Below are 24,323 nucleotides of genomic sequence, written 5' to 3'. Positions count from 1 at the left end.
TCTCATGGACCCCCGCCTTCGCGGGGGAACACGAAAGAAAAGGGGGAACATGAAAGAGAGGACGGCTCAACAATCAAACGCGCTCTTTCAGCACTTCGGCCAGCGTCGTGCCGAGTTCGGACGGGCTCGCCGACACCCTGATGCCGGCGGCTTCCATCGCCGCGATCTTGCTTTCGGCGTCGCCCTTGCCGCCCGACACGATCGCGCCGGCATGGCCCATGCGGCGGCCCGGAGGCGCGGTGCGGCCCGCGATGAAGCCCGCCATCGGCTTCTTGCGGCCGCGCTTCGCTTCATCGATCAGGAACTGCGCCGCCTGTTCCTCGGCGTCGCCGCCGATCTCGCCGATCATGATGATCGACTTGGTTTCGTCATCGGCAAGGAAGAGTTCGAGCACGTCGATGAAATTGGTGCCGTTGACCGGGTCGCCGCCGATGCCGACCGCGGTGGTCTGACCCAGCCCGACGTTCGAGGTCTGGAACACCGCTTCATAGGTCAGCGTGCCCGAGCGCGAGACGACGCCGACGCTGCCCTTTTTGAAGATGTTGCCGGGCATGATGCCGATCTTGCATTCGTCGGGGGTCAGCACGCCGGGGCAGTTCGGCCCGATCAGCCGCGACTTCGATCCCGACAGCGCGCGTTTCACCTTGACCATGTCGAGCACCGGAATGCCCTCGGTGATGCACACGATCAGCTCGATCTCGGCGTCGATCGCCTCGAGGATCGAATCCGCGGCGAACGGCGGCGGCACATAGATGACCGACGCGGTCGCGCCGGTCGCATGTTTCGCTTCCTCGACGGTGTTGAACATCGGCAGACCGATGTGCGTCGTCCCGCCCTTGCCCGGCGTCACGCCGCCGACCATCTGCGTGCCGTAAGCCAGCGCCTGTTCGGTGTGGAAGGTGCCGGTGGCACCGGTCATCCCTTGGGTGATGACCTTGGTATTCTTGTCGATGAGGATGCTCATTTACTAATTCCTATCGTCTGTTCGGCCTCAGCCGCGCGCCGCGTTTCAGCGGCCATATTCAAACCAAAAAAGCGCCGCGCCAAAGGCCAGAGCAAAATCGCGAGACATTCCAGAAGGAGTATCGCTGTGACGCCATCTGCGACCCCGGCGTACGCAGCCTTGTTTCCAAGGAGCGGCGGAGCGCCGTACGCGGAAATCAGGACAAAGGCGCAATAGGATGCCGCAATCGCGCACACCACCCTAAGCGCCATGCCACCTGCCAACTTGAAAATCAGATACTGGATGCCGCCGACCACGAGGATCGGCGCCCCGATCAGGATGCCAAGGAGCAGGAACAGGTCCATCAGGCGAGGCTGGGATCCAGCGCCTTGCACGCATCGAGCAGTTCCTTGACCGCGTCGACCGAGACCTGCAGGCCCGCCTTGTCTTCGGCATCGAGTTCGATCTCGACGATCTTTTCGACACCGCCCGCACCGATCATCACCGGCACGCCAACGTAAAGGCCGTCGACGCCGTACTGGCCGTCAACGTAAGCGGCGCAGGGCAGGATGCGCTTCTGGTCGCCGAGGTATGCTTCGGCCATCGCGATGCCCGATGCTGCGGGCGCATAGAAGGCCGAGCCGGTGCCGAGCAGCGCGACGATTTCGCCGCCGCCGCCGCGGGTGCGCTTGACGATCGCGTCGATCTTGTCCTGGCTCGACAGGCCCATCTTGACGAGGTCGGGAACGGGGATGCCGTTGACGGTCGAATAGCGAACGACGGGAACCATGGTGTCGCCATGGCCACCGAGCACGAAGGTGTTCACATCCTTCACCGATACGTCGAATTCGTCGGCGATGAAGTGGCTGAAGCGCGCCGAATCGAGCACGCCCGCCATGCCGACGACCTTGTTGTGCGGCAGGCCCGAGAATTCACGCAGCGCCCAGACCATGGCGTCGAGCGGATTGGTGATGCAGATGACGAAGGCGTCGGGGGCGTTCGCCTTGATGCCTTCGCCCACCGCCTTCATGACCTTGAGGTTGATGCCGAGCAGGTCGTCGCGGCTCATGCCCGGCTTGCGCGCGACCCCCGCGGTGACGATGATGACGTCGGCGCCCGCGATGTCCTTGTAATCGTTCGAGCCGGTGATCTTTGCATCGAAGCCCGCTATCGGGCCGACCTGCGACAGGTCGAGCGCCTTGCCCTGCGGCACGCCTTCGACGACGTCGAACAGGACAATGTCGCCGAGTTCCTTCTGCGCGGCGAGCAGCGCCAGTGTTCCGCCGATATTCCCGGCTCCGATCAATGCGATCTTCTTGCGTCCCATGGCGCGCGGCACTCCCTTCTGGCAAGCCCGGCAATTGGTTCACAGACCGGCGGGAGCACGGGCCAAAGCTCCGCTGCCGGTCCCAAGACTGGCGACGCCCCTACGCCGATTCCGTCGATGAAACAACCGGGAAAAGCTCGATTTCCTGCCTTTTTTTGCTAATAGTTCGCAATATCTTTTAATGATGCGCCGAGGGGTTTGCCGATCGCGATGGGCCGCCATGGTCCGCGGAACCCGTAGCGACGGATTAACCCTCCCTTATCCCCGCTTTGTTACGCGCGTGCGATGACGCGTGCCATCATCAGCTTCGACACCGAATTGTCGGCGGGCCTCTATCAACGCGGCCAGGACGCGCGCGCCAATTTTGAAAGCTCAATCCTCGGCCGCTGCCGCGACGGGGATTTCGGCATCGTCTTCCAGATGGACATGCTCGAAAGATACGGCCTCAAGGGCGTGTTTTTCGTCGATCCGATGCCCGCGCTCGTCCACGGGCCGTCGATCGTCCGCGACATCGTCGCACCGATCGTCGCGCGCGGGCACGAGGTGCAGCTCCACATCCACACCGAATGGCTCGCCTTCGCGCGCTTCAATCCGGTCGGGCGGCTGACCGGGCGCAACATCGGCGACTTCCCGCTCGCCGCGCAGAAAAAGCTGATCGGTTTGGCCGCGGACATGCTGGTGCGCGCCGGCGCGCCCGATCCGGTCGCCTTTCGCGCGGGCAATTTCGGCGCCAACGACGACACGCTGCGCGCGCTCGCCGCGCTGGGCTTCGCCTATGACAGCAGTTTCAACGGCGCCTATGTCGGCCATGGCTGCGACATCGCGCTCGACCGCGGCAATATCGGGATGCGGATGCATCATGGCGTGTGCGAAGTGCCGGTCAGCGGGCTGATGGACCGCGCCGACAGCTTTCGCCCGGCGCAGCTGTGCGCCATGTCCGAAGAGGAAATGCGCGATGCGCTCGGCCATGCGGCCGACAGCGGCGCGATCCAGTTCTCGGCCTTCAGCCACAGTTTCGAGCTGTTGAGCCGCGACCGCGCCGTTGCCAATCGGCTGGCTATCGCGCGTATGGAGGCGCTGTGCCAGGCGGTCGCCGAAGACGACCGCGTGACCAGCGGCGGTTTCACCGATCTGCCCCCGCCGCCCGCGCGGCCGGGATCGATCAGGCCACCCGAACCGCGCCCCATGCGGACATTGCGCCGCACCGCCCAGCAGGCGGCGGGCCATCTCGCGCATGAGGTACGCTATGTCCGCAGCCTCGCCTATGTCACCGCCAACACGTCACGCTGGGGAAAGATTGCCGGGGGCATCCTGCTGGCCATGGCCTAGCGCCAGATAGTCGTCGGACTGCATTTCGGCGAGGCGGCTCGCGGTGCGCTCGAACTCGAACGCGCCGTCGCCCGCGACATAGAGCGCATCGGGCATCGCCGCCGCGCTCGCGAGCAGCTTGACCTTATATTCATAGAGCGCGTCGATCAGCGTCACGAAGCGCGCCGCCTCGTTACGATTTTCCGGCCCCATGCGCGGGATACCGACGATGATGACGGTATGAAAATGCCGCGCCACCGCGAGATAATCGGCGGCGCCGCGCGCCTCGCCGCACAATCGCTTGAACGAAAAGACCGCCACGCCCTTCAGCGCCTTCGGCACATGCAGCGTCCGGCCGCCGCCGACGTCGAGGTCGAGCGACGGGACATGCGCGCGGTCTTCGGGTGGATAGTCGGTGAGGCGGAAGAAGGCTGCCGACAGCGCCGCGCTCGCCGCGTCATCGGCGGGCACGAACCAGCGCGCCCCGTCGCCGAGCCGGTCGCGGCGGTAATCGGTCGGGCCGTTGAGCCCCATCACGTCGAGCCGGTCCTCGACGAGCGCGATGAAAGGCAGGAAATGCTCGCGGTTGAGCCCATCCTTGTAGAGATCCTTTGGCGGGCGGTTCGAGGTCGCAACCATCGTCACCCCCCGGTCGATCAGCGCGGTGAACAGCCGCGAGAGAATCATCGCGTCGGCGCTGTTGTTCACCACCATCTCGTCGAAGGCGAGGCAGCGGACATTCTCCGCCAGCGCCTCGGCGACGAGCGGGATGGGATCGCCGCTCTCGCTTTTCCTGACCTCGCGCATCCGGGCATGGACGTCGAGCATGAAGGCGTGGAAATGGACACGCCGCTTCCGCTCGATCGCCAGCTGGTCGCAGAACAGATCCATCAGCATTGATTTGCCGCGCCCGACCGCGCCCCACAAATAGACGCCGCGCAGCGCCTCGGGCTTGCGACCGGCGAGGCGCCAGAGCAGGCTGCCGCGCCTCGGCACCGCCTCCAGCTCCGCCTGCAAGCGATCGAGCCGCGCGGCGGCCGCGCGCTGTTCGGGATCGGGGCGAAGCTCGCCCGCCGCGACGAGCGCGTCATAGGCCGCAAGCACGGTGGTCATTTGCTCGCCTTGCGGATCGTCCCGGCAAAGCTCAGCACAATATGGCTGTCATCCGCGCCCTGCACGACGAGGCCGCGCAGGAAGATCAGCCGCCCCGTCTCGCGCACCAGTTCGACCACCGCATCCAGAGGTTCGTCGACGCGCCCCGCACCGACGAACTGCGTCGACAGATCGAGCGTCACCGAATGGCCCGCGTTGAGCGAACCGAACTGGTGCGAGGCCGCGAACAGCGCGATGTCGACGAGCGCGAGGCTGACCGCGCCATGGACATTGTCGCCCAGATTGCTGTGCTTGCGTTCGGGGATCATGCGCACCCGCGCGCGCGGGCGCCCGTCGGGTGTCGGCGCTTCGACGCGCACGGTCAGCGGTTCGATAAAGGCGTTGAAGCGCGTCGGGTCTTTCAGATTCCAGCTGACCCAGCCGCCGTCCAGTTCCTCGGCGCTGAAATGGTCGCGGCGCTTCGGTTCCTCGATGCCGTCGTTCACTTTTCGCCTTTCGCAAAAGCGAAACGGCACCGGCCCGCTCCCCCAACCGGCCTCCCATTCCAGGATACACTGCGGGAGGCCGGGTGGGGGAGCGGGTCGGTGCCGCCGTTGGCGTCAGCCAACATCAAACCTGCCGCTCGGCCTCGAGCTTCTTGATCTCGGCGATCGCGCGCGCGGGGCTGAGGCCCTTGGGACACGCATTGGCGCAGTTCATGATCGTGTGACAGCGATAGAGGCGGAAGGGATCTTCCAGCTCGTCGAGCCGCTCGCCGGTCATCTCGTCGCGGCTGTCGGCGAGCCAGCGATACGCCTGGAGCAGGATCGCGGGGCCAAGGAACTTGTCGCTGTTCCACCAATAGCTGGGGCAGCTCGTCGAGCAGCAGGCGCACAGAATGCACTCGTAAAGCCCGTCGAGCTTTTCGCGTTCGGCGGGCGATTGCAGCCGCTCCTTGCCGCTCGGCGTCGTCGTCTTGGTCTTCAGCCAGGGTTCGATCGACGCATATTGCGCATAGAAATGGGTGAAGTCGGGGACCAGATCCTTGATGACGTCCATCGACGGCAGCGGGGTGATCGTGATGTCGCCCTTCAGATCCTCGATCGCGGTGGTGCAGGCGAGGCCGTTCTTGCCGTTCATGTTCATCGAACAGCTGCCGCAGATGCCCTCGCGGCACGAGCGGCGGAAGGTCAGCGTCGCATCCTGCTCGCTCTTCATCTTGATGAGCGCGTCGAGCACCATCGGGCCGCATTTATCGGTGTCGATCTCGAACGTGTCGAAATGCGGGTTCTGCCCCTTGTCGGGGTCGTAGCGATAGACCTTGAATCTTTTGACGTTGGTGGCGCCTTCGACCGTGTGGACCTTGCCGCCCTTTTGCGGACGGCTGTTCTTGGGCAGGACAAATTGGGCCATATCGCAGTCTTCCCTATGCAATCGCGCGCTGCCTAGACCCGATTGGCAGAGTCGACAAGGGGGTGGTGGGGGATTTAGCCCCATCCTTGCAAAGCGTATCCCCGCGAAGGCGGGGATCCATCTCCGGCGGGTTTCCAATAGCACCAACGGGTGACGGGCCCCCGCCTTCGCTGGGGCACACGGCTTTTCTTTCCCATGAATACTGCTTAGGTGCGCTGCGATGAGCGAAGCCGCCGATCACCCCGCCGTCACCAGCCGCAGCGTCGCGCGCGGGCTCGGCACGACGGTGCTCGCGCGCCTGGGCGCGGTAGTCGAGATCGTCGCGCAGCCGCTCTATGTCCTGATGTTCGGCCTTGCGGGCTATGGCCTCTACGCCGTGCTGTGGGCGGCGGTGAACCTCATCGAAAATATCTTCGACCTCGGCATGACCAGTGCGATGCAGCGCACCGTCCCGCAATCGGCAAGCGACGCCGAGGCGGCGGCGGCGCTGCGCACCGCGATGATCTTCGGCGTCGGACCGTGTATCCTCGTCGCCGCGCTGATTTCGATATTCGCTGCCGAACTGGGGCCGCTTCTGAATGTCGCGGCAAAGGATCGCGAGCTGGTCATTCCGGCGATCAGGATTTTCGTCTGGGCGCTGCCGCTCTGGGCCTTCGTCGAAATCGCGACCTCGGCGCTGCGCGCGCGCATGGTGTTCGGCGCCGAAATCCGCCTGCGGATCGTGTGGGAACAATTGCTGCGCCTCGTCTTCGCGGGCCTCTTCTTTGCCGGCGGCCTCGGTCTCAAGGGCCTGTTCATCGCGCATCTCTGCTCGCTTGGCATCACTGCCGCGCTGTCGGTCCGCCTGCTCGCCAGGCAATATAGCTTTGCCGATCTCTGGCGCGGTCCATGGGCCGGACGGACATCGCGCGACACTTTCTGGGCGGGGCTGTCGATCCTGCCGTCGAACGTCATCACGCGGCTGTTCGGCGACGCGCCCGCGCTGATCCTCAACATGCTGCTCCCCGGCGCGGCGGGCGCGGCGGCGGCGGGCCTCTTCACCATCGCGCGCAAGCTGTCGAGCGTCGTGCAGCTGGTGCGCATCGCCTTCACCTATGTGATGGCGCCGCTCGCCGCGAGCGCCGAGCGCCGCGACCGGCGCCAGGTCGCCGACATCTATGCCTATGCGACGCGGCTGATCGCGGCGATCGCGCTGCCGCTCGCCGCCGTGCTCGCCGCGGGCAGCGCGTCGCTGCTCAGCCTGTTCGGCGATCAGGCGCAGGCGGCGCAGGCGGCGCTCGTCATCCTGCTCTTCGCGCGCGCGGCCGAGGCGGTGCTCGGCATCTCGGCGCCGGTGCTGCAGGTCGTCGCCGCCTTTCGCCACCAGCTCACCGCCAGCGTCATCGGGGTTGCCGTCGCCGTCGCCGCCGGATGGCTGATGGTCGGCCATATCGACCCGCTGACCGGCGTGACGCTGGCGACCGCGATCGGGCTGGTCGTGATGGCCGCGATCCCGACGCTGCAACTCGCCGCGGTCGAGCGGCTGCATCCCTTCGATGCGCAGTTTCCGGCGGTGGCAGTGCGCGGGATCGGCATCACGATCATCGCGGGATTTGCCGCGATGCTCGCCGACCTGCTTCCCGACCCGGTCGCGCTGCCCTTGCTGCTGGTCATCGCCGCCGCCGCGATCTGGCTGGCGCTGCGCCTTGCGCTGCCGCTTCCCGACCGCGCCTCGCTCGGCAAGACCGCGCGCCGCCTTCGCCTGATCGGACCCGCCGACCGATGACCGACACCCCGCTCCGCGTCGCGGTCTACGACCTCGACCGCACCGTGCTGCGCACGCCGACCTTCACGCTGTTCCTGCTGTGGGCGGCGCGGCGCGAGGCGCCGTGGCGGTTGCTGCTGCTCCCCGCGCTCGCGGCGCTGATGATCGGCTATGCCCTCGGCCTTTATGGCCGCGACCGGTTCAAGCCCGCGGCGATCCGCCTGATGCTCGGCCGCACCATTGCGCAGACGCGCGCCGAGCGGCTCGCGACGCGGTTCGCGGCGTGGCGCGTGCCGCGCGACGTGCCGCCGGGCGCCGCCGCCTGCATCGCGCGCGACCGCGCCGCGGGCTTCCGGCTGCTGATGGCGACCGCGGCGCCCGAATTTTACGCGCGCGCGATCGCCGACGCGCTCGGCTTCGACGCCGTCATTGCCTCGCGCCATCGCCGCGACGCTGCCGGAAACTGGCTACCCGCGCTCGACGGACCCAATTGCTATGGCGCCGAAAAGGCGCGGCGCGTCGCCGAATGGCTCGCCGCCAACGGGTGCGAGGGCGCCCATATCCGCGCCTATTCGGACCATGTCAGCGACGCGCCGACCTTTGCGCTCGCGCGCGAGGCCTGGCTCGTCGGGCGCGGCGACAAGGTCGCGCGGCTGGCGGCGAAGCATGGCTGGCAGGTCGCCGATTTCGAGGATGCCGCCGCAGCGGCGTCAACGGAGGTTCGTTGATGCGCATCCTCTTCCTCTTCATCGGCGAGCCGCACCATCTGTTCCACGCGCTGCCCATCGCCGCCGAAATGGCCGCGCAGGGTCAGCCCGTCGAGGTCGCGGTGGCGAGCGAAGATCATCTGCCTGTCGTGCAGCAGGTCATGCTCGCCTATCCGGGATTTGCGCCGCAAATCACGCTGCTCGGGCAAAAGGGCATCGCGCGCTGGCTTCGCGCGCGCGGCCTGTTCCGCAATCCGCGCCTGCCGACCCTGATGGGCGCGCTTTCCTTCCTCCGCCGTTTCGATGCGATCGTCGTCCCCGAGCGGACGACGACAACCATCCGCCATTTCCTGCCGCGCCGGACGCGCCTCATCTTCACGCCGCACGGCGCGGGCGACCGGGCGATCACCTTCGATGCGCGCGATCGCCATTTCGATTTCGCACTCGTCGCGGGCGAAAAGAGCGAGACGCGGATGATCGAGGCGGGGACGATCCGCCCCGGCCATTATGCGGTTACCGGCTATGTGAAGCTCGACCTGATGCGCCGCCTGCAAACGTCGCGAACGCCGATCTTCGACAATGGCCGGCCGACCATCCTCTACGCACCGCATTTCCGGCGCGACCTGTCGTCGTGGGACCGGTTCGGGCGCGCGATCATCGACTGGTTCGCGGCGCAGGATCGCTATAACCTGGTCGTCGCGCCGCACGTCCGCCTGTTCGCCGACGCGAGCGACGCCGAGCGCGTCGAGGTGGAGCGGCTTGGCGTTCCGGGCCGAATCCATATCGACCTCGGCTCCGAACGCCTGTTCGACATGAGCTATACCAGCGGCGCCGACCTCTATCTCGGCGACGTCAGCAGCCAGGTGTACGAGTTTCTGGCGACGCCGCGCCCGTGCATCTTCCTCAACGCCCACCGGGTCGATTGGGTGGACGATCCCGATTATCTCTTCTGGACGCTGGGCGATGTCGTCGACGACCTCGCCGAGCTGCCCGCCGCGCTCGACGCCGCCCCCGGCCGCCATCCGCGCTATGCCGATGCCCAGCGCGCGCGCCTCGCCGAATCGATCGGCGGCGATCCCACGGGCGCGGCGGCGCGCGGCGCCGAAGCGATCCTGCGCTTCCTTGCAATGGACGCGGGGCAGGATAAGAGCGGCGGATGACCGACGATCATTCTCTCCCCGCGCTGACGCCGATCGGCGACAATCCGACCCCGATCTGGGGCATGACCAACGCCGAACGCCTGCGCCGACTGGCGCGCGCCGAAGGGCTGCCGGAGGCGGCGGGGCCATCGGGCGCGCGGCTTTACGTCAATCTGGCCTATGTCTTCGATCCCGTGTGGCTGCGGCATGTCGCCGCGCTTCCCGGCACGGTGGTGATGGACGGCGACGCGCTGGTGATGGCGCATCTGGTCGGCGGCATGACGCCGGGCGACATTGCCGCCAACCGCGGCACGCTGTCGATCATCGACTATCAGGGCAATCCGCAAATCTATAATCGCCAGCTCCGCAAGCTCGACTGCCCCTTCATTCAGCCGCTGACCCCCGAAACGCGGCGCGCGATCGAGCGGAAGAGCTATTTCGGCGCCTATAAGGGCGTGACCGACGCGCTCACCAAATATCTCTGGCCCGAACTCGCGCTGTGGCTGACGCGCGGGGCGGCGAGCATCGGCATGACGCCGAACATGGTGACCGCGATCGGCGCGGCGCTGTGCATCTATGCGACCTGGCTCTTTGCGCAAGGCCAGTATTGGGAAGGGATGCTGGCGGCTTTCATCTTCATGGTGCTCGACACGGTCGATGGAAAGCTCGCGCGCTGCACGATCACATCGTCGAAATGGGGCAATGTCGCGGACCATGGCGTCGACCTCATTCACCCGCCCTTCTGGTGGTATTTCTGGGGCGTCGGGCTTGGCGCCTGGGGCCTTGCGCTGCCCGATCAGACCTTCCTGATCGTGATGATTGCCATCGTCGCGGGCTATATCCTTCAGCGCGTGATCGAGGGATTGTTCATCAAGGATTTCGGCATGGACGTCCATGTCTGGCGCCGGTTCGACAGTCAGTTTCGCCTGATCACCGCGCGGCGCAACCCCAATTTCGCGATCCTGTTCTTCGCCACCCTCGCCGGGCGCCCCGACATCGGGCTGATCGCGGTGGCATGGTGGACGGTCATCTCGCTGCTCGTCCATGCCGTGCAGCTGGTGCAGGCCTATGCGGCGCGGCGCGCGGGCAAAACGATCGTCAGCTGGATGGAGGGCGCATGAACGCCACGATCGAAAAATTCGGCCACCCCGCGACTTTGATCGCCGACTATGTGCATTGGGTCGTGCTGCTGCGCCCCGCGCAGCCCACGCTTGGCGCGCTGGTGCTCGCGGCGAAATCAGACGCGACGGCGTTCGGCGACCTTCCCGACGAAGCGCACGCAGAACTCAAGACGGCCACCGCCGCCATCGAAAAGGCGCTGCGCCAAGCCGTCGGCTATGCGAAGATCAATTATCTGATGCTGATGATGGTCGACCCGCACGTTCATTTCCACGTCCTGCCCCGCTATGACGGCGAACGCAGCGGCGCGGGATTGACCGTCCCCGACGCAGGCTGGCCGGGACAGCCCGATCTGGCGCAAGCGGTAAAGCTCGATGAAAGCCAGATCGCCGCGCTCACCGGCTGGCTCAAACCCTATTTCGCGTAGCGGCCTTCGGCGGCCCATTTCGCGGTGAGCGCCTCGGCGGCCTCGACATCCTGCGGGAAGTCGACTTCCTGCCATTCCAGCCCTTCGATCGACACCGTGCCGACGCGGTTGCCCTTGGCGATGATGTCGATCGCGCGCAGATACCAGCGCTCGACCCCGTCGGGCGTGCGCATCATCTGGTCGACCTGGTTGCGAAAGATCGACGGGCCGTCGCCGGTAAAGGCCAGCATCCCGATCGATTCGGCGTTGGTATCGGGGGGCAGCAACCTTTTGCCGATCTGGTGCAGCCGCCCCTCGGCATCGAGGTTCACCTTCATATCATCGTCGTCATAGTCGGCTTTGACATCGACCGTGACGGTGATCGGTTCCTTCGCACCCTCGATCAGCTTTGCCACGATCTCGTCCGAAACGATCGTATCGCCATTCAGAATGATGAAGTCGCGGTCCATCTCCTCGCGCGCGATCCAGCAGGTGCCCAGATTGTCGGCGACCTGAAAGAATGGGTTGAACAGCGTGCGGATGCGCGCGCCGGTGTCGCGATAAAGCTGGAGCGCATGATCCTCGACGCGCTCGGTGCGGAAACCCGTGACGACGACGATGTCCCTGATCCCGTTCGCGACGAGCGCCGCGACCTGCCAGCTGATCAGGCTGCGGCCGCCCAGTTCGATCAGGCATTTGGGGATGTCGCGGGTCAGCGGCAGCAGACGCGATCCTTGCCCGGCCGACAGGATGATGGCTTTGGTGATGGTCATGGCCGCCGCCCTATAGCCGCTTCGCCCCGTGCGGCAAATATCGCTTCGATCAGTTCGATGTCGCCGGGCTTGTCGGCGTCGATGCACGCTTCAGGCTCGCTCATCGGCACGACCTTTGCCGCAAGGCCAAAGCGCCGCCCCGCCCGCGCGACGCCCTGCTGGATGGTGAAGAGGCGCAGCAGCGCACCGAGGAGCAGCCAGGGGCCGAACGCCGCAACGATCTTCAGCCCCTTCTTGCGGTCGCGCTCGATCCGCCCCCAGAAATCGAGCAGCGGCAGCACCCGCCGCCCGCGCAGGCGAAAGAGGTTCGCGCCCGACCAGCAGCCGCCGCGGAACTTGAGCCAGGTGCGCCGCGATTCGGGATAGCGCGCCAGCAGCAGGTTGCGCTCGACCATCGCGACTGCGACGTCGCTGTCCGCCGCGCCGCGCAAAAACTCGGCGACCATCGCCGGGGTGAGCAGCACATTGTCGGCGGTGGTGACGAGCAGCGGCTCGTCGCCCGGCGGCAAGGCGGCGGCGAGCGAGCTGCTGATCCCCTGTCCCGAGTCCGCAAAATGCAGATCGGCGATGCCCGCGAGGCCGGGTTCGGCGGCGAGCGCGGCGCTGTCCTGCGCCAATAGGGTGATCGCCCCCACCTCGGGCGCGGCGCGCAGCGCGGTCACGACATGGACGAGCATCGGCCGCCCCGCGACGGGCAGCAGCGCCTTGGTGGATACGCCCGTGCCGCTCAGCAGCGGGTCGGGGCCGGGGCGGCTGCCGGCGAGGACGATCGCCGCGATCGGGCCGCTCATCGCGCGGCGCCCACCGGCGCGATGCGGCGCGCGGTCACCCCGCGCAGGAAATCGCTCGCTTCGTCGAGCACCGGCCCGCGGCTGCGAAAGGGCGCGGCGAGCGCCATGACGATCCCGGTGTGGCCGACGCCGGGATAGATGCGCAGCGTCGCCGACCCGCCCGCGCGCTCGATCGCAGCGGTGAGGTTCTGGCTGTTGCGCGGGCGCACCACATCATCCTCGTCGCCGCTCGCAAGCCACAGCGGCGGCGCGTCGCCGCGCGCGAAGTGGATCGGCTGCGTCCGCTCGATCGGCCGAACCTTGCCCATCGCCTTGTCGGCGCGGCCGCCCTTTTCGAGCGGCAGGAAGTCATAAGGCCCGGCAAGGCCCGCGACGCCGCGGATGATCGCGGGATCGCTCTTTGCCGCGCGCAACCATTGCGGGTCGAGCGCAAGCATCGCGGCATTATAGGCGCCCGCCGAATGCCCCATCAGCGCGATCCGGTCGGGATCGCCGCCGAGCTTCGCGATATGCTCATGCGTCCACGCGACCGCCGCGGCGCTGTCTTCCAGAAAATCGGGCCAATGCGCCTTCGGCACCAGCCGGTAGTCGGGGATGACGACGACAAAGCCCTGCCGCGCGAGCGCGCGTCCCGCGAAACCATAATGGCCGCGCTCGCCGCTGTTCCAGCCGCCGCCATAGAAAAAGACCACGACGGGCAGCCGGTCGCCTTCGCGCAGGCTGCCCGGCACCCAGATGTCGAGCGACTGGCGCGGCCCGCGGCCATAGGGCTGGTCGGCGATCAGCAGCCGCGCGCCATCGCCCTGCCCCAGCAGCCGGTCGGCCAGGTTGAGCGATTTCGCGCCGCCCGCGGCGATCATCCTGGCGCCACCGCCGAACAGCAGCACGAGCAGCAGCAGCACGAAGAGGATCTTGATCAATCGCCGTCCCTTGAAAAGCCGCGCCGCCATCCCGCCGCGCCCTACAGCGCCGCGCGGCGCGTCACAAGCGCGTAACATTGGCGCGGCGCGCGACCTTTTGTCCGCTCGCGCGTAGAAGAAGGCGATGACTCGCCCCTTTTCCCGCCCCGCCCTTGTCTGCAACAGCCACAGCGGCAGCCACGACGAAGCCGTCCTCGAAGCGATCGGGGCGGTCTGCCGCGAACAGGGCGCGCCGCTCGCCGCGACCTTTGCGCTGCCCGATGACGCGATCCCCGACGCCGACGCGCTTTCGCGGCGCGAGATCGACCTGTTGATCGTCTGGACCGGCGACGGCACGATCAACGCGGCGGCAGGCGGTGCGGCGGGGTGGGACGGCGCGATCCTGCCGCTGCCCGGCGGCACGCTCAACCTCCTGTCGAAGGCGCTCCATGGCGACCGCGACGCGCCCGACATATTGGCGGACGTGCTGCGGGGCAAAGGCCACCGACGCCCGGTGCCGATGCTCCGTTCAAAAGACGGCGACGCCTTCATCACCATCGTCGCCGGCCCCGCGACGCGCTGGGCCGAAGTGCGCGAAACGATGCGGCAGGACGGGCTGATCGAGGCGAGCCGCGCGGCGCCCGAGGCGCTCGACGCGATGATGAACGCGCCCGGCGTGCGCATCGCGGGTCAGGACCGCGACTGGCCCGCGATCATCCTGACCCCCACCCCGCACGGCATCCGCGCCGACGGCATCGTCGCCGAAGGCTCCGCCGATGTGCTCCGCCACGGCCTCGCCTGGCTCGGCGGCGATTTTCGCGACGGGCCGAGCGAGCACGTCGCGACCGGCGACACGATCATCCTCGAAAGCGACGCGCCGATCAGCCTCGAATATGACGGCGAACTCAAGGAAACGGAATCGCCCGCGCGCTTCGCGCTCGGCACGAGCACGGTCGATTTCATCGCGACGGCATGACACGGCTCTTTCATATCAGCGACCTGCATTTCGGGCTCGAAGACCCGGCGGCGCTCGACTGGTTTACCGACTGCGTCCGCGCCGAGCGCCCCGACGCGGTCCTCATCACCGGCGACCTCACGATGCGCGCGCGCGCGCATGAGTTTGCCGCGGCGTGCGACTGGATCGAAACGCTCGACGTGCCCGTGACGGTCGAGGTCGGCAACCACGACCTGCCCTATTTCAATCCGGTCGCGCGCTTCTTTCATCCCTATCGCCGTATCCGCCGCATCGAACGGCTCGTCGAGCGCGAAATCGACCTGCCCGGCCTGGCGATCGTGTCGCTCAAGACCACCGCGCGCGCGCAGTGGCGGCTCGACTGGTCGAAAGGATGGGTGACCGACAAGGCGCTCGCCCGCACGCTCGCCGCGATCGACGCGCTGCCCCCCGGCGCCATGCCACTCGTCACCGCGCATCATCCGCTGGTCGAGGCGGGCACGAAAGGCCGCGCGCTGACCCGCGGCGGCGAGCGCGCGCTGGCGGCCTTGGCAAAGCGCGGCGTCGCGGCGGTGCTGACCGGCCACGTCCATGATGCTTTCGACCTGGTGAAACAGACCGCGGGCGGGCCGATCCGCATGATCGGCGCCGGGACGCTGTCGCAGCGCATCCGTTCGACCCCGCCAAGCTTCAACGACCTGCTGGTCAGGGGCCGCGCGCTGTCGGTGCGCGTGCGTAACCTGGCCGACGTGCCGACCCCCGACATGCAGATTACCGACATCCCGGCCGACGCGCTGCCGCCGCGCGATCCCGGCGAACCCGTCGCGCCCGTCCACGCCGTCCCGCCCGTCGATCCGCCGGTGCATTGACGCGCGCGCCCGTCCCGTTAGGTTGCAACGAAAAACGGGATGAGGAACGATGCTGACCAAGGGCGACGATTTCCCGCTGCACCAGCGCGCCGAGCCGATCGCGTTCGCGGGCACCGACCGCAATTTCTACGACCGCTATTTCTTCAACGGCTATGCGCCCGACGGGTCGGTCTTTTTCGCCGCGGCGATGGGCTTTTATCCGCAGCTCGGCATTGTCGACGCCAGCTTTTGCGTCGTCATCGACGGGGTGCAGCATAATCTTCGCGCCAGTCGGCGGTCGGGCGGCGAGCGGCTCGACCTCTCGGTCGGGCCGATTGCGATCACAATCGACGTGCCGCTCGAAAGTGTGACGCTGGACATCGCGGCGAACGATGGCTCCCTGGCGGGCGAGCTGCGCTTCGTCGGACGCCATTTCCCGATCGAGGAACCGCGCTTCACGCGCCGCAACGGCACGCGGCTGTTCATGGACTATACGCGCATGACGCAGAACGGCCGCTGGTCGGGCTGGCTGTCGGTCGGCGGCCAGCGCGTCGATGTCGCCGATGGCTGGACGGGCACACGCGACCGCAGCTGGGGCATCCGCCCGGTCGGCGCAAGCGAACCGCAGCCACCACCGGGGGGCAATTTCGCGCAATTCTTCTGGCTGTGGACGCCGTGCAATTTCGCCGACCGCTCGCTGTTCTTTCACAGCAACGACGATGCCGCTGGCGCGCCGTGGAACCGCCGCGCCGTCATCGTGACCGACAAGGGGACCGAGACGCATTTCGACGCCGCGCGCTTTGCAATCAGCTGGCAGCCCGGAACGCGGCGCATCGCCGACCTGTCCGCCGACCTCGGCGGCGACCGGCGGCTGACCTTGACCCCGACCGGCCCCGTCTTTGCGATGAGCGGGCTCGGCTATACGCACCCCGTCTGGGGCCATGGGCTGGATCATGGCCCGGATGTCGTCGTTTCGCACGACGCGCTCACTGCCGAGGAGCGCCGCTGGGCCAATCCGCTCGCGATGCATATTCAGGCGCTCGTCACCGCCGACCTTTCCGATGGCGGCACGCTCCACCGCGGCACCGGCGTGCTCGAACAATTGTTCGTCGGGCCGCACGCGCCGACCGGCCTGTCGGGGCTGATGGACCCCGCGCCTTGAGCTTTCCGACCGCGCCCGGCGCGATGACGCCCGACTGGCTCGGCGCGGTGCTGGGGCATCCCGGCCAGCTCCGGGGCTTTACCGCGGCCAAGGTCGGCACGGGGCAGATGTGCGACAGCTTCCGCCTGACGCTCGACTGGGCGGACGATGTGCTCGGCCCGACGAGCGTAATCGCCAAATGTCCGAGCCACGACGAAGCGAGCCGCCATATCGCGCGGCTGACCGGCACCTATGTCAAGGAAGTCAGCTGGTATCGCGAACTCGCGGCGGACAGCGGTGTCGCGGCGCCGCATTGCCATCATGCCGAAATTGCGGGCGATGGTGTCGATTTCATCCTCATTCTCGCCGACCTCGCGCCCGCCCGGCAGGGCGATCAGCTCGCGGGTATCGACGCCGCCGGGCTCGTCCCCTGCATCGACGCGGCGGCGGCGCTGCACGCCCTGCTCTGGAACGACCCGCGGCTGGGCACGCTGCCCTGGCTCGCGCGCGACAATGGCGATGTGGTGCGCGCGCTGTTCCCGCAGCTTTATGCCGGGTTTCGCGAACGCTATGCGGCGCGGCTCGCGCCCGCGGTGCTGGACCTCGGCGCCGGAATCGTCCAGCGGCTCGACTGCTATCTCGCGCGCGAACCCGCCGCGCGCACGATCGTCCACGGCGACCTGCGCATCGACAATATCCTGTTCGCGCCGGACGGCCAGGCCTGCTGGCTCGTCGACTGGCAGACGCTGGGGCGCGGCAGCGGCGCCGCCGACCTGGCCTATCTCGTCGGCACCAGCATCGCCGATCCGGCCGAGCGCGCCGCCGCCGACCGGCCGGCGTTCGACCAGTGGATCGCCGCGCTTCGGGCGCGCGGCATAGCGCCCGATCCTGATGCGTTATGGACCGATTATCGCGTCGGCGCGCTCAGCGGCTATTTCATGGCGGTCTTCGCCTCGATGAGCGTCGAGCGCACGCCGCGCGGCGACGAAATGTTCGCGCTGATGGCCGAGCGCCCGGCGCGCCAGGCGCTCGAACTGGGCAGCCTCGACCTGCTTTAGAGCAGCGCGCGTTTAATCAGAGCCATCTTCCCGTTCGTGTCGAGCGAAGTCGAGACACCCATCGACGTTGCGCGATGCCGAGGGGTGTCTCGACTTCGACCAAAGGTCGAAGTTTATCCTGAGCGCCTGCCAGGGCAGTCGAAGGGCTCGGGGAGGCGGATGATTCAGATTTCGCGCAATTTGCTCTAATCGTTTCTCGAGTGGAACGTCATCCCGGCGAAGGCCGGGATCTCACCCTATCGGCCTGACGCACCGGCGAGATCCCGGCGAAGGCCGGGATGACGAAAGTGGAATGGCAGGGTTTCAGCTTAACCCAACCCCATATCCGTGCCCCGGCGAAGGCAGGGGCACGGCGGCAAATCCCTTGCCAGCCCCCGCCATCAGGCCTCGCCGCTCATCCCATGATGAAGGCGTTGAGCTTGTTGCCATCGGGATCGCGGAAATAGGCGGCGTAAAATCCTTCGCCGCGCGGTCCCGGCGGGCCCTCGCACGTCCCGCCGTTGGCGAGCGCGATGTCGTAAAGCCGGTGGACCTGGTCCTTGTCCTTCGCCTGCAAGGCCACCATCACGCCGTTGCCGACGCTCGCCGGATTGCCGTCGAACGGCCTGGTCAGGCCGATGCCCGCCGCGCCACCGGGCTTGCCCCAGGCGATGAAACCTTCATATTCCATCATCCGCGGCGTATCCAGCTCGGTGGCGATGGCGTCGTAAAACACCGCCGCACGCGCGAGGTCGTTCGTCCCAAGCGTCACATATCCGATCATCGCCATCCCTCCCGACTCGATCATATGAACATAATAGGAACATATGCGCGGCAGCGCAAAGAAAAAGGGGCGCTGCCGCGGCAGCGCTCCTTGTCCCGTTGCGCGCGCGGCGCGACTATTTGATGCGGATCGCGATGAAGGCCGACGGTCCGCCGCGACGCAGGATTTCGAGCAGCACCGCATCGCGGCCCGCCTTCTTCGCATCGGCGATGACCTTCGCCAGCGCCTCCGCCGAGGTGACCGGCGTGCGGTTGGCGCTCAGGATCGCGTCGCCGCGGCGCAGCCCCTTGCGGCCCGCATCGCTGCTGCCCGAAACGGCGCCGATCACCAGTCCCTTGCTGTCGGGGTCGATGCCGACGGCGCGCGCGATTGCCGGGGTCAGCGGCTGCACCGCCATGCCCAGGCTGTTCTGGATCGCCTCGTCGGCCGCGCCGGAGGGATCCTCCGGCATCGTCTGTTCCTCTTCGGGGTCGAAATTGTCCCCGGCGAGCTGTTCTTCGGGTGGGCGCGTGCCGACGACGGCGTTGAGCGTCATCGTTCGCCCGTCGCGAATAACCTCGAGCGGGATGCGCGTGCCCGGCTTGGTGTTGGCGACGATATAGGACAAGGTCTGCTGCGGCGTCACATCCCTGCCGTTGACCTTCAGCACCACGTCGCCGCGCTTCAGCCCGGCCTTCTCGCCCGCTTCGCCGGGTTCGACGCGCTGCACGAACTCGCCGCGGTCCTTGGGCAGGCCGAGCGCGGCCGCCATATCCTCGGTCACCGGAACGATGCCGATGCCCAGATAGCCGCGCTGCGGACGCTCGCCCGCGCGCAGCGCCTCGATCACGGGGATCGCGGCTTCGGCGGGAATTGCGAAATTGACGCCGATGTTCGCGCCGACGGGCGAGATCAGCATATTGTTGATGCCGACGACATTGCCCTGAAGATCGAACAGCGGACCGCCCGAATTGCCCCGGTTGATCGCGGTATCGGTCTGGATATAGCGGTCATAGGCGCCGCCCTGGCCGATGTTGCGCTGCACCGCCGAGATGATCCCCGCGGTCACCGTCGAGCCGAGGCCGAGCGGGTTGCCGATCGCGACCACCCAGTCGCCGACGCGCGCCGGGCTGCCCTGGGCAAATTTGACAAAGGGCAGGCCCGATGCGTCGATCTTGAGCAATGCAAGGTCCGACGCCGCATCGCGGCCGACGATCTTGGCCTTATATTCGCGCTGGTTGGTGAGCGTCACGGTGACTTCATTCACCGCCTCGCCGCGCGGGCCGCCCGAAATCACATGGTTGTTGGTGACGATATAGCCGTCCGACGAAATGAGGAAACCCGATCCGCCGCCCTGCTGCTCCTGCGTGATCGGCTCGCGCGTGCCCGCAAAGGGGTTGAGCCGGACGCCGAGCGTCACCTCCTGCCGCGTCGAGATATTGACGACCGCGGGCTGCAATTGTTCGACGAGATCGGCGAAGCTGTCGGGAGCGCCGGCGCGCGGAACGACACGCGCCATCTCGCTCTGTTCGTTCTGCGCGACCTGCGCGCCGACGGGCGACTGGGTGACCAGCGCCAGCGCGGTGCCACCCGCCAGCAAGGCCGAAGTGATGCCATATACGTAACGCACGATCGGAAATCCTCTTCGTCTAGGTAAACTCTTGACCCCGGCCGCCGGTCTCTGCGGCGGGGCGGCTGAACGCCAATTGAACATGAACAAGCGCGACAAGTTCCGTTCATCGGCGCTGCGGCCGCAATCAACCGCCGCTGAACCGTTTCAGATATTCATTGTCGGGCGACAGGATGATCGACGTTCCGCCCTGGTTGTTTTCGCCGAGGAAGGTCTGCCGATAGCTTTGCATCGCGCGATAGAAATCGTAGAACTCGGGATCCTTGCCAAAGCTGGCGGCATAGATGCGCGCCGCTTCGCCGTCGGCGCTGCCGCGGATGATCTGCGCTTCCTTCTGCCCCTCGGCGCGGATCGAAATCGCCTCCTGCTGCCGCGCGGTGCGCATCCGGTTGTACGCGGCTTCGAGCGTCGCGCCTTCGGGCAGGTCGGCGCGCTTGATCCTGACGTCGATGATCTCGGCGCCATATTTCTGCGCCTCGCGATTGAGCGCAACCTGGATATTGTCCATCACCGCGCCGCGCTCCGCCGACAGCAAGGTGGCAAAGGTCCGCTTGCCAAGCTCGTTGCGCAGCGACGAACCCAGGATCGTCGCGAGCTGCTGCTGCAGGCGTTCCTCAGTGCGGATCGCGGTGTACATGCGCACCGGGTTGGTGATGCGAAAGCGCGCGAAGGCGTCGACCTGCAACCGCTGCTGGTCGGTCGAGAGCACCTGCTGGCGTTCCATATTGATGCCCAGGATGCGCTTGTCGATCAGCTGCACCGTATCGGCAAAGGGCAGGGTGAAGAGCAGCCCCGCGCCCGACCGGCCGAATTGCTCGCCGGGCTTATAGGCGTTCTTGGTGCCATAGACTTCGCCCACGCGCAGCACGACCGCCTGCCGGTCCTCGGGCACGATCGACACTGTCATCGACAGCAGCACCAGCAACGCAACGACGCCAACCAGCAGGCGCACGGGATTGCGGAAAAGCGAGGAGAACATCACTCGCCTCCCTTCGTCGCGGCTTCGGGCGCGCGCAGCCGTTTCTGCACCTCATTGAGCGGCAGATAGGGGGTCACCCCGCGCGCTTCGACAATCGTCTTGTCGACGTTCGACAACACGGCCTCCATCGTTTCATAATAAAGCCGCTGGCGCGTCACGTCCGGCGCCAGTCGATATTGTTCGTAAATCTGGTCGAACGCCGCGGTGTCGCCCCGCGCGCGCTCAAGCACCTGCTGCTGATAGGCGCGGGCCAGGTTGATCGCCGCTTCGCGCTCCTGCCGCGCCGCGGTGACTTCCTTGAACGCTTCGTCGACCTGACTCGGCGGGTCGGCCTGGCGTATCGCGATGCCCTGGATCGTCACGCCCGCGCGATATTCGTCGAGCAGCGCCTGCATCCGCCGCTGCACCTGCGCCTCGATCTCGACGCGGCCGGGGCCGATCGCCTGCACCAGATCGAAATTGGCGACCGTCGCGCGCATCGCGCTTTCGGCGACCTCGCGGATCGTGTCTTCGGGATTGGCGAGCTGAAAGAAGAAAAGTTCCGGACTGCGCACCGACCAGCGGACCTCATAAGCCAGGTCGACGATGCTCTGGTCGCGCGTCAGCACGAAATTCTCGTCGGTCGCGTTGGGCGATCCGATCGCCATCGTGCGGATCGCGCGGACATCCTCCATGCGGATGCGTTCGATCGGCGCCGGCCAGGTCAGTTTGACGCCGGGGCCGACGGTGCGCGCATAGCTGCCGAGCCGCGTGACCACGCCTTCCTTTTCCGGCGGCACGATATGAAAGGAGGAAAAGAAGAGCCACAGCGCGAGAACCGCGACGATCGCCCATTTCCAGATGCGCCCCGAATCGGCAAGATCGAAGCCGCCGCCGCCCGAACCGCCGCCGCCGAAGCCGCCGCGTCCCTTGCGCAGCAACTCGTCGAGCGCCGAGGGGCCGCGCGGCTTCGCGCCGCGGCGCTGGTCGGCGGGGTCGGGCGTGATCCAGGGGTTGCGCGGACCCGGACGCTTGCCGTCGCCGCTGCCCTTGCCGTTGTCATCCTCGCCCTTGCCGGGACCGCTGCCCCACGGACTGTTGGCCATCAGGCTGATCGAATCGAAAAATTGCCGCAATCCCCGAAGGGTGCGGCGCCCCATGCTGCCTTCAATCTGGTCGTTCATATTGCTTTTATAGGGGCGGCGCGCGCGATTAACAGGGGGTGCGCGCGAAAATGGCTGGCAAAGCGCGCGCGCTCCCCTATTTCGGCGCAGACATGACCGACACTGCCCCCCTCGCCAGCATTGCCGCCGACCTCAGCGGCGGCCGCACATCAGGTCTGCGCTTCCTCGATGAACAAGGCACGCTCGCCATCGTCCTCGATGTCACCGGACTTGCCGCCGACGAACGCAAACCGCTCGAGGACAAGCTGCGCGCAGGCCTGCTCGAACAGCCCGGCGTGAACGAGGTGCGCGTCGCGATGACCGCCGAGAGAAAGGCGATGACGATCATCGCGGTCGGCAGCGGCAAGGGCGGCGTCGGCAAATCGACGCTCGCTGCGAACCTCGCGGTGGCGCTGCGGCGGCTGGGGATCAAGGTCGGGCTGGTCGATGCCGACATCTATGGGCCTTCGCAACCCCGTCTGATGGACAGCGAGCATGTGAAACCCGAAGCGCGCGGGTCGAAACTCGCCCCCGTCCAGAGCGCCTATGGCGTGCCGATGCTGTCGACCGGACAGATCGCGCAGCCGGGGCAGGCGATCGCGTGGCGCGGCCCGATGGCGGGGCGCGCGCTCGAACAGCTGGTCGATGCGAGCTGGGGCGACGTCGACACCCTCGTCGTCGACCTGCCGCCGGGGACCGGCGACGTCCAGCTGACGATGATCCAGAAGCACAAGCCCGCGGGCGCGGTGATCGTCTCGACCCCCCAGGATCTGGCGCTGATGGACACGACGCGCGCGATCAGCCTGTTCCAGCAGGCCGAGGTGCCGATCATCGGGCTCGTCGAAAATATGGCGGGTTACGCCTGCCCGCATTGCGGCGAGGTGAGCGATCCGTTCGGCAGCGGCGGCGCCGAGGCGGCGGCCAGAACCATGCAGATCGACTTTCTCGGCCGCGTGCCGCTGTCGATGGGGATCCGCCTTGCAAGCGACGGCGGCGTGCCCCCGGCGGCGGGAACCGACCCGGCCGGCGAACCATTTCACGCGATAGCGGCGAAAGTCGCCGACTGGCTGAACGCACGAAAGGACAAATGATGGCGATCAACGACGAAGGCGAGATCCGCGAGCTTCTGGGCCAGCCGCGCCGCATCGCGGTGGTCGGCGCCTCGCCCGACCCCGCGCGGCCGTCGAACGGGGTGCTCGCCTTCCTGATCGCGCAGGGTCATAATGTGATCGCGGTCAACCCCGGCCACGCGGGCAAGACGATCCACGGCGCGCCGGTCGTCGCTACGCTCGCCGATGTCGAGCCGCCCGCCGAGATCGTCGACATATTTCGTAACAGCGACGACGCGGGCGCCGCGGTCGACGAAGCGATCGTCCATGGCGCAAAGGCGGTGTGGATGCAGCTGGGGGTGATCAACGAGGCCGCGGCAAAGCGCGCCGACGCCGCCGGGTTGATCGTGGTGATGGATCGCTGCCCCAAGATCGAGATTCCGCGGCTCGGGCTTTTGAAATGAAATCGATCCTTGCCATCGCCGCCGTCGCGCTGCTTGCCGGCTGCGCCACCACCCCTGCCGCGACCGATCCGCAGGACGCCTTCTTCGCCGCGCTCGCCGCGCGCTGTGGACAGGCCTATGCTGGCAAGCTCGCGAGCGATCAGGGCATCGATGCCGACATGCGCGGCAAGGCGATGGTCATGCACGTCCGCCGCTGCTCCCCCGACCGGATCGAAATCCCCTTCCATATCGCGGGGCTCGGCCCCGACGGCGGCTGGGACCGCTCGCGCACCTGGATCGTCACGCGGACGGCCACCGGGCTGCGCCTCAAGCACGACCATCGCCACGCCGACGGCAGCAAGGACGAGCTGACGATGTACGGCGGCGACACGTCCGAACCCGGCACCGCGACGCGCCAGACCTTCCCCGTCGATGCCGAATCGATCGCGCTTTTCACCCGCACAGGGCGGAGCGTTTCGAACAGCAACATCTGGTCGATCGAAACGACCGCCGACGCTTTTACCTATGGGCTGAGCCGCGAAGGCCGCGATTTCCGCGCGACCTTCGATTACCGCCAGCCGGTCGCCCCGCCGCCTGCACCCTGGGGCTGGTAGGAATAATCCTCCCTGTGGCCGCAGGCCATGGGGAGGGGGACCGCTCGCGCAGCGAGTGGTGGAG

General features: G+C 67.1%; 26 protein-coding genes. 13 read left to right on the top strand and 13 right to left on the bottom strand.

Annotation, left to right across the window (positions count from 1 at the left end; genetic code table 11):
* Window positions 1–73: 73 nt before the first annotated feature.
* From sucD to mdh, 3 genes are read right to left on the bottom strand one after another with little or no spacing between them, the layout of a single operon-like run.
* Entirely contained in the window at window positions 74–964 is an 891-nt protein-coding gene (gene sucD, locus SPYCA_RS00565) for a succinate--CoA ligase subunit alpha (protein WP_120218537.1), read from the bottom strand.
* Complete coding sequence (locus SPYCA_RS00560; protein ID WP_120218536.1) at window positions 961–1,308, bottom strand: hypothetical protein; 348 nt, start codon at window positions 1,306–1,308, stop codon at window positions 961–963. Before SPYCA_RS00560 ends, sucD begins: the two co-directional genes overlap by 4 nt.
* Window positions 1,308–2,270, bottom strand: a complete 963-nt coding sequence (gene mdh, locus SPYCA_RS00555; RefSeq protein ID WP_120218535.1) for a malate dehydrogenase — start codon at window positions 2,268–2,270, stop codon at window positions 1,308–1,310. The genes SPYCA_RS00560 and mdh overlap by 1 nt, the downstream gene beginning before the upstream one ends.
* A gap of 285 nt (window positions 2,271–2,555) precedes the next feature.
* Between mdh and SPYCA_RS00550 the strand changes: the two genes are divergently transcribed.
* A complete protein-coding gene (locus tag SPYCA_RS00550; RefSeq protein WP_120218534.1) occupies window positions 2,556–3,599 on the top strand; it encodes a polysaccharide deacetylase family protein in 1,044 nt (347 codons plus the stop codon).
* Here SPYCA_RS00550 and zapE read toward each other — a convergent pair.
* From zapE to SPYCA_RS00535, 3 genes are all read right to left on the bottom strand, one after another.
* Window positions 3,552–4,691: a cell division protein ZapE gene (gene zapE, locus SPYCA_RS00545; protein ID WP_120218533.1), complete on the bottom strand. Its 1,140-nt coding sequence runs from the start codon at window positions 4,689–4,691 to the stop codon at window positions 3,552–3,554. The two genes, SPYCA_RS00550 and zapE, sit on opposite strands and share 48 nt — an antisense overlap.
* Window positions 4,688–5,176, bottom strand: a complete 489-nt coding sequence (locus tag SPYCA_RS00540) for a PaaI family thioesterase (RefSeq protein ID WP_172594945.1) — start codon at window positions 5,174–5,176, stop codon at window positions 4,688–4,690. The genes zapE and SPYCA_RS00540 overlap by 4 nt, the downstream gene beginning before the upstream one ends.
* 124 nt (window positions 5,177–5,300) lie before the next feature.
* Window positions 5,301–6,083 carry a succinate dehydrogenase iron-sulfur subunit gene (locus SPYCA_RS00535; protein ID WP_120218532.1) on the bottom strand — a complete coding sequence of 261 codons (783 nt, stop codon included), beginning with the start codon at window positions 6,081–6,083 and terminating at the stop codon, window positions 5,301–5,303.
* Window positions 6,084–6,303: 220 nt separating this feature from the next.
* On the opposite strand from SPYCA_RS00535, the gene SPYCA_RS00530 reads away from it, so the two are divergent.
* From SPYCA_RS00530 to SPYCA_RS00510, 5 genes are read left to right on the top strand one after another with little or no spacing between them, the layout of a single operon-like run.
* Complete coding sequence (locus tag SPYCA_RS00530) at window positions 6,304–7,848, top strand: lipopolysaccharide biosynthesis protein (protein ID WP_120218531.1); 1,545 nt, start codon at window positions 6,304–6,306, stop codon at window positions 7,846–7,848.
* Entirely contained in the window at window positions 7,845–8,555 is a 711-nt protein-coding gene (locus SPYCA_RS00525; RefSeq protein WP_120218530.1) for an HAD family hydrolase, read from the top strand. Before SPYCA_RS00530 ends, SPYCA_RS00525 begins: the two co-directional genes overlap by 4 nt.
* Window positions 8,555–9,694 carry a hypothetical protein gene (locus SPYCA_RS00520; protein WP_120218529.1) on the top strand — a complete coding sequence of 380 codons (1,140 nt, stop codon included), beginning with the start codon at window positions 8,555–8,557 and terminating at the stop codon, window positions 9,692–9,694. Before SPYCA_RS00525 ends, SPYCA_RS00520 begins: the two co-directional genes overlap by 1 nt.
* Window positions 9,691–10,794 carry a CDP-alcohol phosphatidyltransferase family protein gene (locus SPYCA_RS00515; protein WP_120218528.1) on the top strand — a complete coding sequence of 368 codons (1,104 nt, stop codon included), beginning with the start codon at window positions 9,691–9,693 and terminating at the stop codon, window positions 10,792–10,794. Before SPYCA_RS00520 ends, SPYCA_RS00515 begins: the two co-directional genes overlap by 4 nt.
* The gene (locus tag SPYCA_RS00510; RefSeq protein ID WP_120218527.1) at window positions 10,791–11,219 is read left to right on the top strand and encodes an HIT family protein; all 429 of its coding nucleotides are present in this window, start codon (window positions 10,791–10,793) and stop codon (window positions 11,217–11,219) included. The genes SPYCA_RS00515 and SPYCA_RS00510 overlap by 4 nt, the downstream gene beginning before the upstream one ends.
* On the opposite strand, the gene SPYCA_RS00505 is transcribed toward SPYCA_RS00510, so the two are convergent.
* The 3 genes from SPYCA_RS00505 to SPYCA_RS00495 are packed head-to-tail and all read right to left on the bottom strand — an operon-like array spanning window position 11,207 to window position 13,712.
* The gene (locus SPYCA_RS00505; RefSeq protein ID WP_120218526.1) at window positions 11,207–11,971 is read right to left on the bottom strand and encodes a phosphocholine cytidylyltransferase family protein; all 765 of its coding nucleotides are present in this window, start codon (window positions 11,969–11,971) and stop codon (window positions 11,207–11,209) included. The two genes, SPYCA_RS00510 and SPYCA_RS00505, sit on opposite strands and share 13 nt — an antisense overlap.
* On the bottom strand, window positions 11,968–12,762 hold the full coding sequence (locus SPYCA_RS00500; protein WP_120218525.1) for a nucleotidyltransferase family protein: 795 nt from the start codon (window positions 12,760–12,762) through the stop codon (window positions 11,968–11,970). Before SPYCA_RS00500 ends, SPYCA_RS00505 begins: the two co-directional genes overlap by 4 nt.
* A complete protein-coding gene (locus tag SPYCA_RS00495; RefSeq protein WP_232003420.1) occupies window positions 12,759–13,712 on the bottom strand; it encodes an alpha/beta hydrolase in 954 nt (317 codons plus the stop codon). Before SPYCA_RS00495 ends, SPYCA_RS00500 begins: the two co-directional genes overlap by 4 nt.
* 94 nt (window positions 13,713–13,806) lie before the next feature.
* On the opposite strand from SPYCA_RS00495, the gene SPYCA_RS00490 reads away from it, so the two are divergent.
* Genes SPYCA_RS00490 through SPYCA_RS00475 form a run of 4 tightly spaced genes read left to right on the top strand, consistent with a single transcriptional unit; the run spans window position 13,807 to window position 17,660 of the window.
* Window positions 13,807–14,637 carry a diacylglycerol/lipid kinase family protein gene (locus SPYCA_RS00490; protein WP_120218523.1) on the top strand — a complete coding sequence of 277 codons (831 nt, stop codon included), beginning with the start codon at window positions 13,807–13,809 and terminating at the stop codon, window positions 14,635–14,637.
* On the top strand, window positions 14,634–15,482 hold the full coding sequence (locus tag SPYCA_RS00485; protein ID WP_011542529.1) for a metallophosphoesterase family protein: 849 nt from the start codon (window positions 14,634–14,636) through the stop codon (window positions 15,480–15,482). The genes SPYCA_RS00490 and SPYCA_RS00485 overlap by 4 nt, the downstream gene beginning before the upstream one ends.
* A gap of 49 nt (window positions 15,483–15,531) precedes the next feature.
* Complete coding sequence (locus tag SPYCA_RS00480) at window positions 15,532–16,623, top strand: hypothetical protein (RefSeq protein ID WP_120218522.1); 1,092 nt, start codon at window positions 15,532–15,534, stop codon at window positions 16,621–16,623.
* Window positions 16,620–17,660 carry a phosphotransferase family protein gene (locus SPYCA_RS00475; protein ID WP_120218521.1) on the top strand — a complete coding sequence of 347 codons (1,041 nt, stop codon included), beginning with the start codon at window positions 16,620–16,622 and terminating at the stop codon, window positions 17,658–17,660. The genes SPYCA_RS00480 and SPYCA_RS00475 overlap by 4 nt, the downstream gene beginning before the upstream one ends.
* A gap of 394 nt (window positions 17,661–18,054) precedes the next feature.
* On the opposite strand, the gene SPYCA_RS00470 is transcribed toward SPYCA_RS00475, so the two are convergent.
* The 4 genes from SPYCA_RS00470 to hflK all read right to left on the bottom strand — a co-directional run bounded on the left by SPYCA_RS00470 (window position 18,055) and on the right by hflK (window position 22,174).
* Complete coding sequence (locus SPYCA_RS00470; protein ID WP_120222069.1) at window positions 18,055–18,423, bottom strand: VOC family protein; 369 nt, start codon at window positions 18,421–18,423, stop codon at window positions 18,055–18,057.
* 115 nt (window positions 18,424–18,538) lie between these two features.
* Window positions 18,539–20,032: a trypsin-like peptidase domain-containing protein gene (locus SPYCA_RS00465; RefSeq protein ID WP_120218520.1), complete on the bottom strand. Its 1,494-nt coding sequence runs from the start codon at window positions 20,030–20,032 to the stop codon at window positions 18,539–18,541.
* Window positions 20,033–20,159: 127 nt separating this feature from the next.
* A complete protein-coding gene (gene hflC / locus SPYCA_RS00460; RefSeq protein WP_120218519.1) occupies window positions 20,160–21,011 on the bottom strand; it encodes a protease modulator HflC in 852 nt (283 codons plus the stop codon).
* Window positions 21,011–22,174, bottom strand: coding sequence for a protease modulator HflK (gene hflK / locus SPYCA_RS00455; RefSeq protein WP_172594944.1), 1,164 nt, complete (start codon window positions 22,172–22,174; stop codon window positions 21,011–21,013). The genes hflC and hflK overlap by 1 nt, the downstream gene beginning before the upstream one ends.
* Window positions 22,175–22,266: 92 nt before the next feature.
* Between hflK and SPYCA_RS00450 the strand changes: the two genes are divergently transcribed.
* The 3 genes from SPYCA_RS00450 to SPYCA_RS00440 are packed head-to-tail and all read left to right on the top strand — an operon-like array spanning window position 22,267 to window position 24,259.
* The gene (locus tag SPYCA_RS00450) at window positions 22,267–23,244 is read left to right on the top strand and encodes an Mrp/NBP35 family ATP-binding protein (protein WP_172594943.1); all 978 of its coding nucleotides are present in this window, start codon (window positions 22,267–22,269) and stop codon (window positions 23,242–23,244) included.
* Entirely contained in the window at window positions 23,244–23,666 is a 423-nt protein-coding gene (locus SPYCA_RS00445) for a CoA-binding protein (protein ID WP_120218517.1), read from the top strand. Before SPYCA_RS00450 ends, SPYCA_RS00445 begins: the two co-directional genes overlap by 1 nt.
* Entirely contained in the window at window positions 23,663–24,259 is a 597-nt protein-coding gene (locus SPYCA_RS00440; RefSeq protein WP_120218516.1) for a hypothetical protein, read from the top strand. The genes SPYCA_RS00445 and SPYCA_RS00440 overlap by 4 nt, the downstream gene beginning before the upstream one ends.
* Window positions 24,260–24,323: the final 64 nt, after the last annotated feature.

The sequence above is a fragment of the Sphingopyxis sp. FD7 genome (assembly GCF_003609835.1).
Lineage (GTDB): Bacteria > Pseudomonadota > Alphaproteobacteria > Sphingomonadales > Sphingomonadaceae > Sphingopyxis.
This window is presented reverse-complemented; position numbering and strand designations above follow the sequence as displayed.